Annotated in this window: 16 protein-coding genes and 1 pseudogene; 10 read left to right on the top strand and 7 right to left on the bottom strand. The window is 54.3% G+C overall.

Features of this window, described 5'->3' with window-relative positions:
* Window positions 1-128 precede the first annotated feature (128 nt).
* Window positions 129-473, top strand: a complete 345-nt coding sequence (locus tag ACOTX3_RS07440) for a RidA family protein (protein WP_013096138.1) — start codon at window positions 129-131, stop codon at window positions 471-473.
* Between the two features lie 5 nt (window positions 474-478).
* On the opposite strand, the gene ACOTX3_RS07435 is transcribed toward ACOTX3_RS07440, so the two are convergent.
* Entirely contained in the window at window positions 479-655 is a 177-nt protein-coding gene (locus ACOTX3_RS07435; protein ID WP_058678599.1) for a YoaH family protein, read from the bottom strand.
* A gap of 61 nt (window positions 656-716) precedes the next feature.
* Between ACOTX3_RS07435 and pabB the strand changes: the two genes are divergently transcribed.
* The 4 genes from pabB (at window position 717) to ACOTX3_RS07415 (ending at window position 5,905) form a co-directional block, all read left to right on the top strand.
* Window positions 717-2,045 carry an aminodeoxychorismate synthase component 1 gene (gene pabB / locus ACOTX3_RS07430; RefSeq protein WP_047023049.1) on the top strand — a complete coding sequence of 443 codons (1,329 nt, stop codon included), beginning with the start codon at window positions 717-719 and terminating at the stop codon, window positions 2,043-2,045.
* Between the two features lie 3 nt (window positions 2,046-2,048).
* Window positions 2,049-2,627 (top strand): CoA pyrophosphatase, encoded by a 579-nt coding sequence (locus ACOTX3_RS07425; protein ID WP_013096136.1) that lies wholly within the window; start codon window positions 2,049-2,051, stop codon window positions 2,625-2,627.
* A gap of 184 nt (window positions 2,628-2,811) precedes the next feature.
* Window positions 2,812-4,176: an L-serine ammonia-lyase gene (gene sdaA, locus ACOTX3_RS07420; RefSeq protein ID WP_038419892.1), complete on the top strand. Its 1,365-nt coding sequence runs from the start codon at window positions 2,812-2,814 to the stop codon at window positions 4,174-4,176.
* Between the two features lie 130 nt (window positions 4,177-4,306).
* Window positions 4,307-5,905 carry an EAL domain-containing protein gene (locus tag ACOTX3_RS07415; RefSeq protein ID WP_020690838.1) on the top strand — a complete coding sequence of 533 codons (1,599 nt, stop codon included), beginning with the start codon at window positions 4,307-4,309 and terminating at the stop codon, window positions 5,903-5,905.
* Between the two features lie 6 nt (window positions 5,906-5,911).
* Here ACOTX3_RS07415 and yoaE read toward each other — a convergent pair whose 3' ends face one another.
* Both yoaE and ACOTX3_RS07405 read right to left on the bottom strand, forming a co-directional pair.
* Window positions 5,912-7,471, bottom strand: a complete 1,560-nt coding sequence (gene yoaE, locus ACOTX3_RS07410) for a CNNM family cation transport protein YoaE (RefSeq protein WP_013096133.1) — start codon at window positions 7,469-7,471, stop codon at window positions 5,912-5,914.
* A complete protein-coding gene (locus ACOTX3_RS07405; protein WP_372588456.1) occupies window positions 7,459-7,617 on the bottom strand; it encodes a protein YoaL in 159 nt (52 codons plus the stop codon). Before ACOTX3_RS07405 ends, yoaE begins: the two co-directional genes overlap by 13 nt.
* Window positions 7,618-7,932: 315 nt before the next feature.
* Between ACOTX3_RS07405 and manX the strand changes: the two genes are divergently transcribed.
* The 5 genes from manX to mntP all read left to right on the top strand — a co-directional run bounded on the left by manX (window position 7,933) and on the right by mntP (window position 12,085).
* The gene (gene manX, locus ACOTX3_RS07400) at window positions 7,933-8,898 is read left to right on the top strand and encodes a PTS mannose transporter subunit IIAB (RefSeq protein ID WP_029882299.1); all 966 of its coding nucleotides are present in this window, start codon (window positions 7,933-7,935) and stop codon (window positions 8,896-8,898) included.
* Between the two features lie 47 nt (window positions 8,899-8,945).
* A complete protein-coding gene (gene manY / locus ACOTX3_RS07395; RefSeq protein WP_003859914.1) occupies window positions 8,946-9,746 on the top strand; it encodes a PTS mannose transporter subunit IIC in 801 nt (266 codons plus the stop codon).
* Between the two features lie 12 nt (window positions 9,747-9,758).
* Complete coding sequence (locus ACOTX3_RS07390; RefSeq protein WP_006175979.1) at window positions 9,759-10,610, top strand: PTS mannose transporter subunit IID; 852 nt, start codon at window positions 9,759-9,761, stop codon at window positions 10,608-10,610.
* 54 nt (window positions 10,611-10,664) lie between these two features.
* Window positions 10,665-11,123, top strand: a complete 459-nt coding sequence (locus ACOTX3_RS07385) for a DUF986 family protein (RefSeq protein ID WP_013096131.1) — start codon at window positions 10,665-10,667, stop codon at window positions 11,121-11,123.
* Between the two features lie 395 nt (window positions 11,124-11,518).
* The gene (gene mntP, locus ACOTX3_RS07380; RefSeq protein WP_013096130.1) at window positions 11,519-12,085 is read left to right on the top strand and encodes a manganese efflux pump MntP; all 567 of its coding nucleotides are present in this window, start codon (window positions 11,519-11,521) and stop codon (window positions 12,083-12,085) included.
* Here the strand turns inward: mntP and rlmA are convergent.
* From rlmA to ACOTX3_RS07360, 4 genes and pseudogenes are all read right to left on the bottom strand, one after another.
* Window positions 12,082-12,897: a 23S rRNA (guanine(745)-N(1))-methyltransferase gene (gene rlmA / locus ACOTX3_RS07375; RefSeq protein ID WP_058678598.1), complete on the bottom strand. Its 816-nt coding sequence runs from the start codon at window positions 12,895-12,897 to the stop codon at window positions 12,082-12,084. The genes mntP and rlmA overlap by 4 nt on opposite strands.
* 67 nt (window positions 12,898-12,964) lie before the next feature.
* Entirely contained in the window at window positions 12,965-14,671 is a 1,707-nt protein-coding gene (gene ftsI / locus ACOTX3_RS07370; protein WP_072193823.1) for a peptidoglycan glycosyltransferase FtsI, read from the bottom strand.
* Window positions 14,672-14,901: 230 nt separating this feature from the next.
* Window positions 14,902-15,111, bottom strand: coding sequence for a transcription antiterminator/RNA stability regulator CspE (cspE, locus tag ACOTX3_RS07365; RefSeq protein WP_001062678.1), 210 nt, complete (start codon window positions 15,109-15,111; stop codon window positions 14,902-14,904).
* Between the two features lie 12 nt (window positions 15,112-15,123).
* Window positions 15,124-15,268 (bottom strand): annotated as a pseudogene (locus ACOTX3_RS07360) (DUF2627 domain-containing protein).
* Between the last annotated feature and the right edge of the window lie 500 nt (window positions 15,269-15,768).

Genomic DNA, 15,768 nt, shown 5'->3' with positions numbered 1-15,768 from the left:
TTCTCTCACTGTATTTTTGCACAGGGATTATGTCAGCCCATCCTCTCCTGTGCCACCCCAAATAGTGACGACGGCGAAACAATATGGCAGTCTTGCCGCCTGATGACGAAAGTAACGAGGAAACGTTTATGACAATTGTGCGCATTGATGCCGAAGCCCGCTGGTCTGATGTAGTCATTCATAACCAGACGCTCTATTACACTGGCGTGCCGTCCAATCTGGATGCGGATGCCTTTGAACAAACAGCTGACACCCTGGCGCAGATCGATGCGGTGCTGGAAAAGCAAGGAAGCGACAAATCGCGTATTCTGGACGCCACCATTTTCCTGGCGAATAAAGACGATTTTGCGGCCATGAACAAAGCCTGGGATGCGTGGGTGGTGGCGGGTCACGCGCCTGTACGTTGTACCGTACAGGCCACGCTGATGAAGCCGGAATACAAGGTAGAGATTAAGATTATCGCGGCTGTGTAAGCCGGTTACTCTTCATCCTCGAAACGCGCCACGATCCGCTCGCCGGTATGGGTGGCGCGAAGTTCTTCCGCCACCTGAGAAATGGCCTGCCCGCTGCTCATCCCCTGGGACATCAGCTCCTGGATCCGCTCAACCGCTTTCTGCTGTTGCTCGTGGCTCAGAGAAGGTAAACCTGCAAACATCGTCAACTCCTGCTAAATTATTCGCGCTAATTATTTCACGCTGCCCGGTAGTATGCCACACATGAACATGCGCTTCCCCACTGTTATTACCCTGCCGTGGCGTACTGACGCCGCTGAATTCTGGTTTGCTCGTCTGAGCCATCTTCCCTGGGCGATGCTGCTGCATTCCGGCCATGCGGACCATCCTTACAGCCGCTTCGACATTGTGGTTGCTGACCCGGTGCGCACGGTAACATCCGAAAACCAGCCCTCCACGCACGATCCGCTGATCAAGCTTCAGGAGGCTATCGACGAGCTGGGTTTGTCTGCCACGCCGAACCCGGATCTTCCCTTCCAGGGCGGTGCGCTGGGCGTGTTTGGCTATGACCTTGGTCGCCGCTTTGAAACGCTGCCTTCCGTTGCGAAGGCGGATATTCCGCTGCCGGATATGGCGGTGGGACTTTACGACTGGGCGCTGATTGTCGATCACCATAAACAGGTGGTCTCCTTGCTCAGCCATTCGGATGTGGAGGCACGCCTGGCGTGGCTGAACGCGCAGCAGCCCGCAGCCGCGCCGGATTTCCGTCTGACCTCTGCGTGGCGTTCAAACATGACCCCGCAGACCTATGCGGAAAAATTCGCACGCGTGCAGGCGTATCTGCAAAGCGGCGATTGTTATCAGGTGAACCTTGCCCAGCGCTTCCAGGCGACGTATCAGGGCGATGAATGGCAGGCCTTTACCCGCCTCAATGCCAGCAACCGGGCACCTTTCAGTGCGTTTATCCGTCTCGATCAGGGCGCGATCCTGAGTCTTTCGCCTGAGCGGTTTATTCATCTGGCGGAAGGCAAGATCCAGACACGCCCGATTAAAGGGACCTTGCCGCGCCTGAGCGATCCGGCTGCCGACCGCCAGCAGGCGGAAAAGCTCGCCGCGTCACCGAAGGATCGCGCCGAAAATTTAATGATTGTCGACCTGATGCGCAACGACATTGGCCGGGTGGCGGTACCGGGCAGCGTTCGCGTGCCGGAGCTGTTCGTCGTCGAGCCTTTCCCGGCGGTGCACCATCTGGTCAGCACCATTACCGCACAACTGCCGGCTTCGCGTACCCCCTGCGATCTTCTGCGCGCCGCGTTCCCGGGTGGCTCCATCACCGGCGCGCCAAAAGTGCGGGCGATGGAGATTATCGATGAGCTGGAACCGCACCGTCGCAACGCCTGGTGCGGCAGCATTGGCTACGTTAGCGTCTGCGGCACGCTGGATACCAGCATCACTATTCGCACCCTGACGGCCTGCGACGGCCAGCTTTACTGTTCCGCAGGCGGCGGGATTGTTGCTGACAGCCAGGTCGAGGCGGAATATCAGGAAACCTTTGATAAAGTTAACCGTATCCTGCAACAACTGGAGAACTGACGGGTGGAGAGAGAGAACCTGACGCTGGATGATTTTCTGTCGCGCTTTCAGCTTTTGCGGCCACAGGTGAGCCGCGAAGCGCTTAATCAACGTCAGGCGGCGGTGCTGATCCCCGTGGTGCGCCGTGAGCAGCCCGGTTTGCTGTTGACCCAGCGCTCCCCTCATTTACGCAAACATGCCGGTCAGGTCGCTTTCCCCGGCGGCGCGGTAGACAGCAGCGATGCCTCGCTGATTGCCGCGGCGCTGCGTGAAGCGCAGGAAGAGGTGGCGATCCCACCGGAGGCCGTCGAGATTGTCGGCGTCCTCCCGCCGGTGGACAGCGTGACCGGTTTCCAGGTGACGCCGGTGGTGGGCATTATCCCGCCCGGCCTTCAGTATCACGCCAGTGTTGATGAGGTGTCTGCGGTGTTTGAAATGCCACTGGAAGAAGCCCTTCGCCTCAGTCGCTATCACCCGCTGGATATTCAGCGCCGTGGACACGATCATCGGGTCTGGTTGTCCTGGTATCAGCATTATTTTGTCTGGGGCATGACGGCGGGCATCATTCGTGAACTGGCTCTGCAAATCGGCCTGAAGCCTTGACTATACTTTACATTCCACCCTCTTTTGTCAGGTTTGCGATCGGCGTCGCGCTATTAGCAAAACCATCGTTAACCATTAGTTTAATTCATGTGAATAGTTAAGCCGAGGTCGATGTTCCCTCTTACACTATGCGCAGTTATAACATCGTTACTGGAACCCCGGTAACCCTGTCAGGAGTGTGAAAGTGATTAGTATATTCGACATGTTCAAAGTGGGAATTGGCCCTTCGTCTTCCCATACTGTTGGGCCGATGAAGGCCGGTAAACAGTTCGTCGATGATCTGGTCGAAAAAGGATTACTGGAAAGCGTTACCCGTGTCGCCGTGGATGTCTACGGCTCACTGTCATTAACGGGTAAAGGCCACCACACCGATATCGCCATTATTATGGGTCTGGCGGGCAATATGCCGGACACTGTAGATATTGATGCCATCCCGGCATTCATCCGTGACGTGGAAGCGCGCGGTCGTCTGCTGCTGGCTAACGGCCAGCACGAAGTGGATTTCCCGCAGGATGACGGGATGCGTTTTCGTAGCGACAACCTGCCGCTGCATGAAAACGGCATGACCATCCATGCCTGGAATGGCGAAAAAGAGATTTACAGCAAAACGTACTACTCCATCGGCGGTGGATTCATCGTGGATGAAGAGCATTTCGGTAAAGAGAGCACCGGCGACGTCAACGTGCCGTATCCTTTCAAATCGGCCACCGAGATGTTGGGTTATTGCAAAGAGACCGGCCTGTCGCTGTCCGGCATGGTGATGCAGAACGAACTGGCACTGCACAGCAAAAAAGAGATCGAAGACTATTTTGCAAACGTATGGCAGACCATGCGCGCCTGTATCGATCGCGGGATGAACACCGAAGGCGTGCTGCCGGGTCCGCTGCGCGTACCGCGTCGTGCCTCTGCCCTGCGCCGCATGCTGGTGACCACCGATAAATTCTCCAACGACCCGATGAACGTGGTCGACTGGGTGAATATGTTCGCTCTGGCGGTTAACGAAGAAAACGCTGCCGGTGGCCGCGTGGTGACGGCGCCCACCAACGGTGCGTGCGGTATTGTTCCGGCGGTGCTGGCTTATTACGATCACTTTATTGAACCTGTTACGCCAGATATCTACATCCGTTACTTCCTGGCGGCAGGTGCCATCGGTGCCCTGTACAAAATGAACGCCTCTATCTCTGGCGCTGAAGTAGGATGCCAGGGTGAAGTGGGTGTGGCCTGTTCCATGGCAGCCGCTGGTCTGGCTGAACTGCTGGGCGCAAGCCCTGAGCAGGTTTGCGTGGCGGCGGAAATCGGTATGGAACATAACCTGGGCCTGACCTGTGACCCGGTTGCCGGGCAGGTGCAGGTACCGTGCATTGAGCGTAACGCCATTGCGTCGGTGAAAGCGATTAACGCCTCCCGTATGGCAATGCGCCGTACCAGCGAGCCTCGCGTGTCGCTGGATAAAGTTATTGAGACCATGTACGAAACCGGTAAAGACATGAACGCGAAGTACCGTGAGACTTCCCGTGGTGGTCTGGCCATTAAGGTACAGTGCGACTAATACCTCCCCTCGCCCATCTGCAACGGATGGGCGAAATTTCCTTCTGATTCTCGTCGCCTTTCACTTTCCCCACTACACTTTCACTGTTGCGTCTGGCTTTTGGGGCTGGAGGTGTATCAGGCGACCGTTCATGCAAACCGCACAAACGATCATTAAAAACTATCGCCGAAAACGCGTTATCGTCTGCGTGACGGTTGCGCTCCTTACGCTCATCCTGACGTTGGGCATTCGATTTATTTCACAGCGCAATGTTAATCAACAACGCATTGTCGATTTCGCCAGCCATACCGTTCGCTCACTTGAAAACGTCCTGCTTTCCCTGGATAACCGCCGGCCGGAGTTGTTGGGTCTTGTCGGCCAGCCGTGCCCGCAGGCGCATCTGACTCTGCGTAAGCAGGCCGCCATTTTACAGACCGTCCGCTCGATTACCCTGATTAAAGAGGGGATCCTCTACTGCTCCAGTATTTTTGGCAGTCGCGCCGTCCCGGTTCATGAATTATTTCCCGAACTGCCGTCAGGTCTGCCAAAATTGATTTTATCGACCGATAAGTGGCTGCTTAAAGGCAGCCCTATTCTTATCCAGTGGCACCCGACGTCACAACGCGGTGAAGAGGGGGTGATGGAAGTGATCAATATCGATCTCATCACTAGAATGATCCTTGAGCCGCCCCGCCCGCTTATCACTGACGTGGCGTTAACCGTGGGAGATCGCTCTTTACGCTACGGTCAAGGTATTACCGACGCGCTGAAGTTTAATGAGGCTGACTCGCGAATAGAGGAAGTCTCTACACGCTTTCCATTTACCATCACGGTCAGTGGGCCGGGTCCTGGCGCGCTGGCACTTAAAAGCCTGCCGGCACAGCTGCCGCTGGGGTTAATGCTGAGCCTGGTTCTGGGGTATCTGGCCTGGCTGGCCACAGCAAACCGGATGAGCTTCACGTGGGAGATCGATATGGGGATTGCGGCGCGGGAATTTGAGCTGTTCTGTCAGCCGCTGGTGAATGCCCGTACGCAGGAGTGTATCGGCGTGGAAATTCTTCTGCGCTGGAACAACCCGCGTCAGGGTTGGATCTCCCCGGAAGTGTTCATCCCCCTGGCAGAAGAACATAACCTGATTGTTCCCCTGACCCGCTACGTGATTGCCGAGACGGTTCGCCAGATAGGCTACTTCCCCTCCCACCCGGGCTTTCACATCGGTATTAACGTGGCGGCCAGCCACTTCCGTCACGCCGTGCTACTTCAGGATCTGAACCGCTACTGGTTCAGTGCAAACCCGAGCCAGCGGCTGGTTATCGAACTCACCGAGCGTGACGCGCTGGTCGATGCAGATTATCGCATCGTGCGCGAGCTGCATCGCAAAGGGGTCAAACTGGCTATCGACGATTTTGGTACCGGCAACAGTTCGCTCTCCTGGCTTGAAAAGCTTCATCCTGACGTACTGAAAATCGACCAGTCCTTTACCACCGCCATTGGAACCGATGCCGTGAACTCAACGGTGACAGATATCATTATTGCGCTGGGTCAGCGGCTGAATATTGAGCTGGTTGCGGAAGGGGTCGAAACGGAGGAGCAGGCGCGCTACTTACGCCGACACGGTGTTCATACTCTGCAGGGGTATTTCTATGCGCGGCCGATGCCGCTTAGGGATTTTCCACAATGGCTGGCGGAGAGTTCACCTCCGCCAGCGCATCATAACGGGCACATCGTGCCCTTAATGCCGTTGCGTTAAGAAGCGTTACTCATCTTCGTCGTGCACGGATTGCTCTTTAACAATACGCACCATATCAACGCGATAGTCGTTGGCTTCAACAATGGTAATGCTCAACGGGGGCAGTTCGATCACATCCCCCACGCGCGGGATCTGCCCGTTTACGGCGATGACCAGACCGGCCACAGTGGCAATGTCTTCTTCATCGTTGACCACGTTTTCCAGCCCCAGCGTATGCGAAAGCGCGTGCAGGTCAGTGGTACCTTTCACCAGCCAGCCTTCACCATCGGCCACGATTTCCGGTGTTTCGTCCTCATCCGGGAACTCACCGGCAATGGCTTCAAGCACGTCCAGCGGCGTGACCAGCCCCTGCACCACACCAAACTCGTTGGTGACAATCACGAAGCTGCCGCGGGCACGGCGCAGAACGCCAAGCAGGTTGATGGGGTCCAGCGTTTCCGGTACCACGATAGCCGGTGAGGCGGCGGCGATGGCTTCGACGTCAACGCCCTCTTCCAGCGCGACCAGCATCTCTTTGGCACGCACGACACCGATGATCTCATCCAGCTCACCGCGACACACCGGGAACAGGCTGTGCGGTGAAGAGAGCAGCTGCTGACGAATTTCATCAACGCTCAACCGGGAATCTACCCAGCTGATCTCGCCGCGCGGGGTCATGATTCCGCGCAGTGAACGGGAGGCCAGGGAGAGAACGCCGTTAATCATATAACGCTCTTCTTCCACAAATGCCCCTTCCGGCACCGGAACCGGGTTACGGTTCTCGGTGTCACTCTGCACATTCACCTGACGGCGACCGCCCATCAGGCGCAGGATGGCATCCGCGGTGCGGGCACGCAGCGGCTGATTGGACTGCTGCTTAATAAAGTTACGGCGTGCAATCTGGTTAAACAGTTCGATCAGGATCGAGAAGCCAATCGCGGCATACAGATAACCTTTCGGAATATGGAAACCGAAACCTTCCGCAACGAGGCTCAGACCGATCATCAGCAGGAAGCTCAGACACAGCACCACGACCGTCGGATGTTGGTTCACAAAGCGGGTCAGCGGTTTAGACGCCAGCAGCATAACCGCCATGGCGATAACTACCGCCGCCATCATCACCGGGAGATGGTTCACCATACCCACCGCTGTGATCACCGCATCAAGCGAGAAGACAGCATCCAGCACCACGATCTGCAGCACCACAACCCAGAAGCTGGCATAGCCTTTGCCATGACCATCGTCGTGCTGACGGTTCTCCAGCCGCTCGTGCAGCTCTGTCGTTGCTTTAAAGAGCAGGAATATCCCCCCGAGCAGCATGATCAAATCGCGGCCAGAGAAGGTGAAATCCATGACGGTAAAGAGCGGTTTTGTCAGGGTGACCATCCACGAGATCACGGACAGCAGCGCCAGACGCATAACCAGCGCCAGCGAGAGGCCGATCAGACGCGCTTTATCACGCTGTTTTGGCGGCAGTTTGTCCGCGAGGATGGCAATAAACACCAGGTTATCAATGCCGAGAACGATCTCCAGCACCACCAGCGTGAGCAATCCCACCCAGATTGACGGGTCCATTAAGAATTCCATGACAAGCTCCTGCTAAAGGAATGACGAAACGGTGCCCCACTCAATGTGGGCAAAACAGCGGTAAACAGAGTCGATACGTGGCGAGGATCGCCGGTGAAAAAGGCGCGAAGTGGCCTGATAGATGACTGACGTCGGTGACGGTCCATATAGTGGGCTGTAGCCCTATACTCCTGATCAATTAAACGGAGGCTAAACATATCAGAGACATTACGTTTTTAGCAAAGATTTACGTTCCTTTGCAAAAACGTGAAAAGGCAGAATTTGTGTTGAGTAATTTCTGATTTTCGAAACCTAAATTACGGATCTTCATCACATAAATTATTTTTTCACTATCTAAAATAATTCGCGTAAGTCTGAGCTTTTTTAACTCTAACCCTTATCTGAATCGATTCGGTTCGCCAATACGATTCTCAGTACGTCTGCCTGGCAGAGGTATTAATGATAATAAAAGGAGGTAGCAAGTGACCATTGCTATTGTCATAGGCACACATGGTTGGGCTGCAGAGCAGCTACTCAAAACAGCAGAGATGCTGTTGGGCGAGCAGGAAAACGTCGGCTGGATCGATTTCGTTCCCGGTGAAAACGCCGAGACGCTGATTGAGAAATACACGGCTCAACTGTCGAAGCTGGATACCAGCAAAGGCGTGCTGTTTCTCGTTGATACATGGGGCGGCAGCCCGTTCAACGCTGCCAGCCGCATTGTCGTCGATAAAGAGCACTATGAAGTTGTCGCCGGGGTCAATATCCCGATGCTGGTGGAAACCTTCATGGCACGCGACGACAATCCGGCTTTTGATGAGCTGGTTGCCCTGGCGGTCGAAACCGGTCGCGAAGGCGTGAAAGCGCTGAAGGCACAGCCGGTTGAGAAACCCGTACCTGCGGCTGCCGCGGCACCGAAAGCCGCTGCCCCCGCAAAACCGATGGGCCCGAACGATTATATGGTGATTGGCCTTGCGCGCATCGATGACCGTTTAATTCACGGCCAGGTGGCAACGCGCTGGACCAAAGAGACCAACGTTCAACGTATTATCGTGGTCAGCGACGAAGTGGCCGCCGACACGGTGCGTAAAACCCTCCTCACCCAGGTTGCTCCTCCGGGCGTTACCGCGCACGTGGTGGATGTCGCCAAGATGATCCGCGTCTATAACAACCCGAAATATGCCGGTGAACGTGTGATGCTTCTGTTCACTAACCCGACAGACGTCGAGCGCATTGTTGAAGGCGGCGTGAAAATCACCTCCGTGAACATTGGTGGTATGGCTTTCCGTCAGGGCAAAACGCAGGTCAACAACGCGATTTCAGTCGATGCGAAAGATATCGAGGCATTTAACAAGTTGAATGCTCGCGGTATTGAACTGGAAGCCCGTAAGGTTTCCACGGACCCGAAACTGAAAATGATGGATTTGATCGGCAAAGTTGGGAAATAAGCCCGCGCCGGTTTTTCACATAAAGATTATGCAATAGGAGAAGTACAATGGAGATTACCACTCTTCAGATTGTGCTGGTGTTCATCGTCGCGTGTATTGCGGGTATGGAATCCGTACTTGATGAATTTCAGTTCCACCGCCCTCTGGTGGCCTGTACGTTGATTGGCGCCGTTCTCGGTGATATGAAAACCGGTATCATCATCGGTGGTACCCTGGAAATGATCGCCCTTGGCTGGATGAACATCGGTGCGGCGGTTGCGCCCGATGCCGCGCTGGCGTCCATTATTTCAACTGTGTTGGTCATTGCCGGTCATCAAAGCATCGGTGCCGGTATCGCTCTGGCAATTCCGCTGGCCGCCGCAGGCCAGGTACTGACCATTATCGTTCGTACTATCACCGTGGCTTTCCAGCACGCGGCGGATAAGGCGGCCGAAAACGGCAACCTCACGGCGCTCTCCTGGATCCACGTCTCGTCCCTGTTCCTGCAGGCGATGCGTATCGCTATTCCTGCCGTTATCGTCGCTATCTCCGTAGGCACCAGCGAAGTTCAGGGCATGCTCAACGCCATCCCTGAAGTGGTCACCAGCGGTCTGAACATCGCCGGTGGTATGATCGTGGTGGTTGGTTATGCGATGGTCATCAACATGATGCGCGCAGGCTACCTGATGCCATTCTTCTACCTGGGCTTCGTAACTGCGGCGTTCACCAACTTCAACCTGGTTGCTCTCGGTGTGATTGGTGCGGTAATGGCAATTCTCTACATCCAGCTCAGCCCGAAATATAACCGCGTTGCGGGTGCCCCAGCGCAGGCTGCTGGTAATAACGATCTCGATAACGAACTGGACTAACAGGTGAGCGAAATGGTTGATATGACTAAAACTACCCCTGAGAAGAAACTCACTCCGGGTGATATTCGTGGCGTGTTCATCCGTTCTAACCTGTTTCAGGGTTCATGGAACTTCGAACGTATGCAGGCCCTGGGCTTCTGCTTCTCCATGGTACCGGCGATCAAACGCCTCTACCCGGAGAACAACGAAGCACGTCGCCAGGCGATTAAGCGTCACCTGGAATTCTTTAACACCCATCCTTACGTAGCGGCACCGGTACTGGGCGTTACCCTGGCGATGGAAGAGCAGCGTGCAAACGGCGCAGAAATCGACGATGGTGCCATCAACGGTATTAAAGTCGGTCTGATGGGTCCGCTGGCAGGCGTAGGTGACCCGATCTTCTGGGGTACTGTTCGTCCGGTCTTTGCAGCGCTGGGCGCGGGTATCGCGATGAGCGGCAGCCTGCTTGGTCCACTGCTGTTTTTCATCCTGTTCAATGCGGTGCGTCTGCTGACCCGTTACTACGGCGTGGCGTACGGTTACCGTAAAGGGGTGGATATCGTTAAAGATATGGGCGGCGGCTTCCTGCAAAAACTGACAGAGGGGGCGTCAATCCTCGGCCTGTTTGTGATGGGGGCACTGGTTAACAAGTGGACGCACGTGAACATCCCGCTGGTGGTTTCAACCATCACCGGACAGGATGGGCAAACCCGTGTGACCACCGTGCAGACCATCCTTGACCAGCTGATGCCTGGCCTGGTGCCGCTGCTGTTGACCTTCGCCTGTATGTGGCTGCTGCGTAAGAAAGTGAACCCGCTGTGGATCATCGTTGGCTTCTTCGTCATCGGTATCGCGGGCTACGCTGTCGGTCTGTTGGGCCTGTAAAGCTTTATGTTATACGCCGGGGGCTTGCCCCCGGTTTTTTTATCTGGAGGATGAATGACTGTCACGGACACCGTACTGGTTTTGTTTATTGTTGCCCTTCTGGCTTACGCGATCTATGACGAGTTCATTATGCCTCGCCGCCACGGCGAGACGCTGCTGACCCTTCCCCTCTTACGCCGTGGACGCATTGATGCGTTTATCTTCGCCGGTCTGGTGGTCATCCTGATTTACAATAACGTGACCAGCCATGGTGCAATATTAACCACATGGTTATTATGTGCGCTGGCATTAATGGCGATTTACCTGTTCTGGATCCGTTCGCCAAAACTCATTTTTAAAAAACACGGGTTCTTCTTTGCCAATGTCTGGATAGAATATAACCGCATTAAAGAGATGAATTTATCTGAAGACGGGGTGCTGGTGATGCAATTAGAACAGCGCCGCCTGCTCATTCGGGTCAAAAATATAGATGACCTGGAAAAGATATACAAATTACTCATTAAAACTCAATAAGTTATATTTATAGCATCGGCTATATTCCGTGTTAACGTTGCTCACGAAATATAGCCATAGCTATATTCCATTCTTTTTATCCTTCCTATTTTTTAACGCTATTTTTACGAATAAATCTAAATGAAAATCGTTATCAACAAGACAATAAAATAATACCCCGCTGTTGTTGTTTTATATTCTCAAAATATGTTAAGGTTGCGCCCGTCGTTGGGGAGTAGCTAATTTCCTGTACTCAGGAAATGTACGTGTCAACATACTCGTTGAAAAACGTGGCGCGTACAGATCGTTTTCTGCACATCATAGTGCGACGGTCAGGCGAGACCATAGATACATCAACTGCTGTTTACTGGGGGCAGTGATGTGTCATATGGATATCTCCCGGTCTGGACGCTTGTATGAACATCTCCGCCACCATTCTTCTCGCTTTCGGCATGTCCATGGATGCTTTTGCTGCTTCCATCGGAAAAGGTGCCACACTCCATAAACCAAAATTTTCTGAAGCGCTGCGCACAGGTCTGATTTTCGGTGCTATTGAAACCCTGACGCCGCTTATCGGCTGGGGCCTGGGTATGCTGGCCAGCCAGTTTGTACTGGAGTGGAACCACTGGATTGCGTTTGTGCTGCTGGTGTTTCTCGGCGGACGAATGGTGATTGAAGGATTCCGTGGCAACAGCGATGAAGATGAAGAGCCTCAGCATCGCCACGGGTTCTGGCTGCTGGTCACCACCGCAATTGCCACCAGCCTTGACGCGATGGCCGTCGGTGTTGGTCTGGCCTTCCTGCAGGTGAATATCATTGCCACCGCGCTGGCCATTGGTTGCGCCACATTGATTATGTCCACCCTGGGCATGATGGTTGGCCGTTTTATCGGCCCGCTGCTGGGTAAGCGAGCCGAGATCCTGGGCGGGATCGTGTTAATCGGTATTGGTGCCCAGATACTCTGGGCACACTTCGCGGGTTAACCTTCGCGCTGCCAGCAGTGGATGCTGAAATCCGTCTGGCAGCGAAACGTGGCCTGTGCAGCCAGCGTCTCCCGGACAGCCGGTTTTGCACGCCAGGCAAACGGCGTCATTTGCAGTAACGCCACGGCTTCATCCCCTTTCAGATCCATCTCATACGCTACGGTTTCTTCCTGCCTGAGCACAAAACCAGCCAGTTGTTCTGAATGGGGAGCATGCAGGCGAACCTCGTCATAAATCAGCCCTTTCAGCTCCATCAGATGACGTGGTCCAGGCGTGACGGTTATCACCCACCCGCCGGGTTTCACCACCCGGGCCAGCTCGTCTGCCTTACAGGGAGCATAAATACGCACAACGGCATCCATGCTGGCATCTTCAAACGGCAGCCGGTGGCTTGAGGCCACGCAGAACATCACCCCCGCGTAGCGTTTTGCCGCTGCGCGAATCGCCGCTTTCGAGACGTCCAGACCCGTCGTCTGCGCGCCCTTCCCGGCGGCAATCTCGGCAAACCTTGCGGTGTAATACCCTTCACCACAGCCGATATCCAGCAGAGCGGAGGCACTCTGCGTCAGCGTGTGGTCCAGCAGCTGCGCGACACTCTCCCTTAGCGGCTTGTAATGTCCGGCATCCAGAAAGGCACGTCGCGCCTGCATCATCTCTGCGCTGTCGCCCGGATCGCGGGAGCGTTTATGCTGCACCGGCAGAAGATTCACATACCCCTCTTTCGCCATATCAAACTGATGTCCCTGCGGACACGCATAACTTTTCTCAGAACGCGTCAGGCGCGCGTGACAAAGGGGGCAACTGAAGGGCATGACAACTCCGGGGCATAAATCAAAGGGCGAAGTGTACCGCTATTCGCCCCGTTATAAAACGCCAGGGTTAACGCATGACGATAAGGTGGCCGGAATCAGCCGGCAAGCCATCCGGTTTCACGTTCTCCAGGCGCAGCACATTCCCCATGATCTCACTGAAAACGGGCGCTGAAACGGCACCACCATAATAGGCACCGTTCTGCGGATCGTTTATGACTACCACCAGCGCAAAACGCGGGTCGCTGGCAGGCGCAACGCCTGCGGTATAGGCGACATACTTATCGACGTACTTGCCACTGTCATCAATCTTTTTCGCCGTACCGGTTTTGACCGCCACCCGGTAATCCCGTACGGCGGCCTTCACTCCTCCTCCGCCCGGAAGCGCCACGCTTTCCATCATGTGTTCCACTTCATGGGCAATCTCTTCTGGCATGACTCTGTGGCCTATCACCGGCGGGTCGATACGGGTGATCGAGAGCGGGCGCTCAAGCCCATACCCGCCAATGGTGGCGTAGACATGGGCCAGTTGAAGGGGCGTCACCATCAGGCCGTAGCCGAAGGCAAAGGTTGCCCTGTCGAGTTGACTCCAGAATTTACGCTGCGGCAGTAACCCTGAGCTTTCGCCCGTTAAACCCAGCCCGGTATTGGTGCCAAAGCCAAAGTTCCGGTAGGTATCGATAAGATGCTGGATGGGCATCGCCAGAGAGAGACGGGAAACACCGGTGTCGCTCGATTTTTGCAGGATCCCGGTCATCGTCAGTTCCGGATAGTAACCCACATCACGGATACGGTGACCGTCAAGAGTATACGGATGGGTATCAATGACGCTGTCCGGTTGCACCAGCCCCTGCTGCAATGCCGTCATCAGAACCAGCGGCTTAACGGTGGAGCCGGGTTCGAAGGTATCGCTAATGGCACGATTACGAAAATCGTTTAACGTTGCACCTTCACGGTTGTTTGGGTTGAAATCGGGATAGCTCGCCATGGCGAGTATTTCCCCTGTGGGGATATTGATCAGGACCGATGCACCCGACTCGGCTTTATTCCAGGCAACCGCATTATCAAGCGCGTCCTCGGTGATGGTTTGCAGACGCTCGTCAATGCTCAACTGGATATTATGCGCAGGAACGGGCGCCACTTCGGTCAGGTTTTCCACCACGCGTCCATAGCGGTCCTCCCTCACCTGCCGGACCCCGGCCTTCCCCATCAGCTGCGCGTTGAAGCTCTTCTCTACGCCTTCAATCCCCTGGCCATCAATATTGGTAAAACCGATAAGGTTTGCGGCCACATGGCCTGCCGGATAAAAACGCCGGGACTCATCGCGCAGGTTGATGCCCGGCAAATTGAGTTTATCGATCCACTGCGCCTGAGCAGGATCCACCTGACGGGCAAGGTAAATGAAGCGTCCCTGCGGATTACTGTTAATGCGAGATGCCAGCGTGCTAAGGGAGAGATGCAGCGCACTGGCCAGCGCCTGCCAGCGGTCATCAAACCCAACCCCACCTTTTGCCAGCACCGTTTTGGGGTCGGCCCAGACGGCCCTGACGGGCACACTCACCGCCAGCGGACGGCCTTCACGATCCATGATCATGCCACGCGGTGCATCAATCGCCACCTCACGCAGCGATCGCATATCTTCCTGTTTTACCAGATTGTCAGGTTTAATAATCTGCAGCCAGGCAACGCGTCCCAGTAAAAATGCCAGGCTGCAAAAAATAGCAAAACAGAGCAGAGCAAAACGTGCCGGGGTGAAACTGCCGGCACTCGGTATCATTTTCTTCTTCACCTGAACCCCAGGGCTGTTGAACAACGCCCTGATTTAACGGGAAAAGCCGCTGTGGAGGGGGGAAAACAGTGCTAATAATCTCGTAGCTTTGCAACAAGTTACTAACAGAGACAGGGATGGTAATATTTTGAAAGATAAGGCATATAAAAAAGCCCCGCGTTTGCGAGGCTTTATGTCTGAGATTGAAGTGCTACGCGCTTCAGTCAGCAGCGGTTCGATCAGATAGCAGTTACGTTAACTGCAGCTGGGCCTTTCTGGCCGTCCTGAATTTCGAACTCAACGTTCTGGCCTTCAGCCAGAGTTTTGAAGCCGTTACCCTGGATTGCAGAGAAGTGTACGAACACGTCTTTGCTGCCGTCAGCAGGAGTAATGAAACCAAAACCTTTAGACTCGTTGAACCACTTAACTTGACCTTTAATCTTTGCCATTTGCAAAATTCCTTAGAGTGTTTTCTTAGCCCGCAGGCATTGACTGAGATAAAACTGAGACATTACTGCTTGAGGCACTAATATAAGGTTCGGCAGAGAAGCGGTATTCAACGACAACGTGTTTACTCAGGACTTCTTTACTGAAAATGCCACACATAAACAGAACTGTACCTCGTTTGACCCAAAACGTGTTATCACACACTATGTTTAATATGGCAAGCCATTTTTAAACATGTCTCGATCCGCCGCACAAATTCGAACACAGCCTGTAAGGATTTGCACATTTATGCTTACCGCGTACAAACCAGTCCTCGTCCTTATACAGACTCAACGTTGCTTTCACACCCGCTGTAATCAAAGACTTTTTTAACATAGCTCAATCATTACAATGCGTCCAGCAACCCACGAAAGAAAGCCGGAAACAGTGATTGATTTAGAACATTTTGTGAAAAGTTATGCTCAAATCATTGTAACGCAACTGTATTGTTACAAAGAAAATACACAGCTAATAAGCCCGGCCAAACTGTGTTAAAAATCACCAGATAATAAAAATGACCTGCCCCCACGATTAGATACAACACTCAGTTAGTAACGTCGGAATCTTCATTCTCAGAATGACCCTTTCTCCAGCCCGCTGCAAATTCAGACGGTGTCTGA

This window comes from Enterobacter cloacae complex sp. IR5384, from assembly GCF_049237265.1.
Taxonomy (GTDB): Bacteria; Pseudomonadota; Gammaproteobacteria; order Enterobacterales; family Enterobacteriaceae; genus Enterobacter; species Enterobacter cloacae.
The sequence above is the reverse complement of the archived record's forward strand: the minus strand, read 5'-3'. Positions and strand labels throughout refer to the sequence as shown.

Coding starts and splice junctions, on each gene's coding strand:
- ACOTX3_RS07415 (WP_020690838.1), top strand. CDS start 4,307: ATGCAAACCGCACAAACGATCATTAAAAACTATCGCCGAAAACGCGTT.
- ACOTX3_RS07385 (WP_013096131.1), top strand. CDS start 10,665: ATGACTGTCACGGACACCGTACTGGTTTTGTTTATTGTTGCCCTTCTG.
- ACOTX3_RS07390 (WP_006175979.1), top strand. CDS start 9,759: ATGGTTGATATGACTAAAACTACCCCTGAGAAGAAACTCACTCCGGGT.
- pabB (WP_047023049.1), top strand. CDS start 717: ATGAACATGCGCTTCCCCACTGTTATTACCCTGCCGTGGCGTACTGAC.
- ACOTX3_RS07435 (WP_058678599.1), bottom strand. CDS start 655: ATGTTTGCAGGTTTACCTTCTCTGAGCCACGAGCAACAGCAGAAAGCG.
- cspE (WP_001062678.1), bottom strand. CDS start 15,111: ATGGCAAAGATTAAAGGTCAAGTTAAGTGGTTCAACGAGTCTAAAGGT.
- ACOTX3_RS07440 (WP_013096138.1), top strand. CDS start 129: ATGACAATTGTGCGCATTGATGCCGAAGCCCGCTGGTCTGATGTAGTC.
- manY (WP_003859914.1), top strand. CDS start 8,946: ATGGAGATTACCACTCTTCAGATTGTGCTGGTGTTCATCGTCGCGTGT.
- yoaE (WP_013096133.1), bottom strand. CDS start 7,471: ATGGAATTCTTAATGGACCCGTCAATCTGGGTGGGATTGCTCACGCTG.
- ACOTX3_RS07405 (WP_372588456.1), bottom strand. CDS start 7,617: ATGGACCGTCACCGACGTCAGTCATCTATCAGGCCACTTCGCGCCTTT.
- ftsI (WP_072193823.1), bottom strand. CDS start 14,671: ATGATACCGAGTGCCGGCAGTTTCACCCCGGCACGTTTTGCTCTGCTC.
- mntP (WP_013096130.1), top strand. CDS start 11,519: ATGAACATCTCCGCCACCATTCTTCTCGCTTTCGGCATGTCCATGGAT.
- rlmA (WP_058678598.1), bottom strand. CDS start 12,897: ATGCCCTTCAGTTGCCCCCTTTGTCACGCGCGCCTGACGCGTTCTGAG.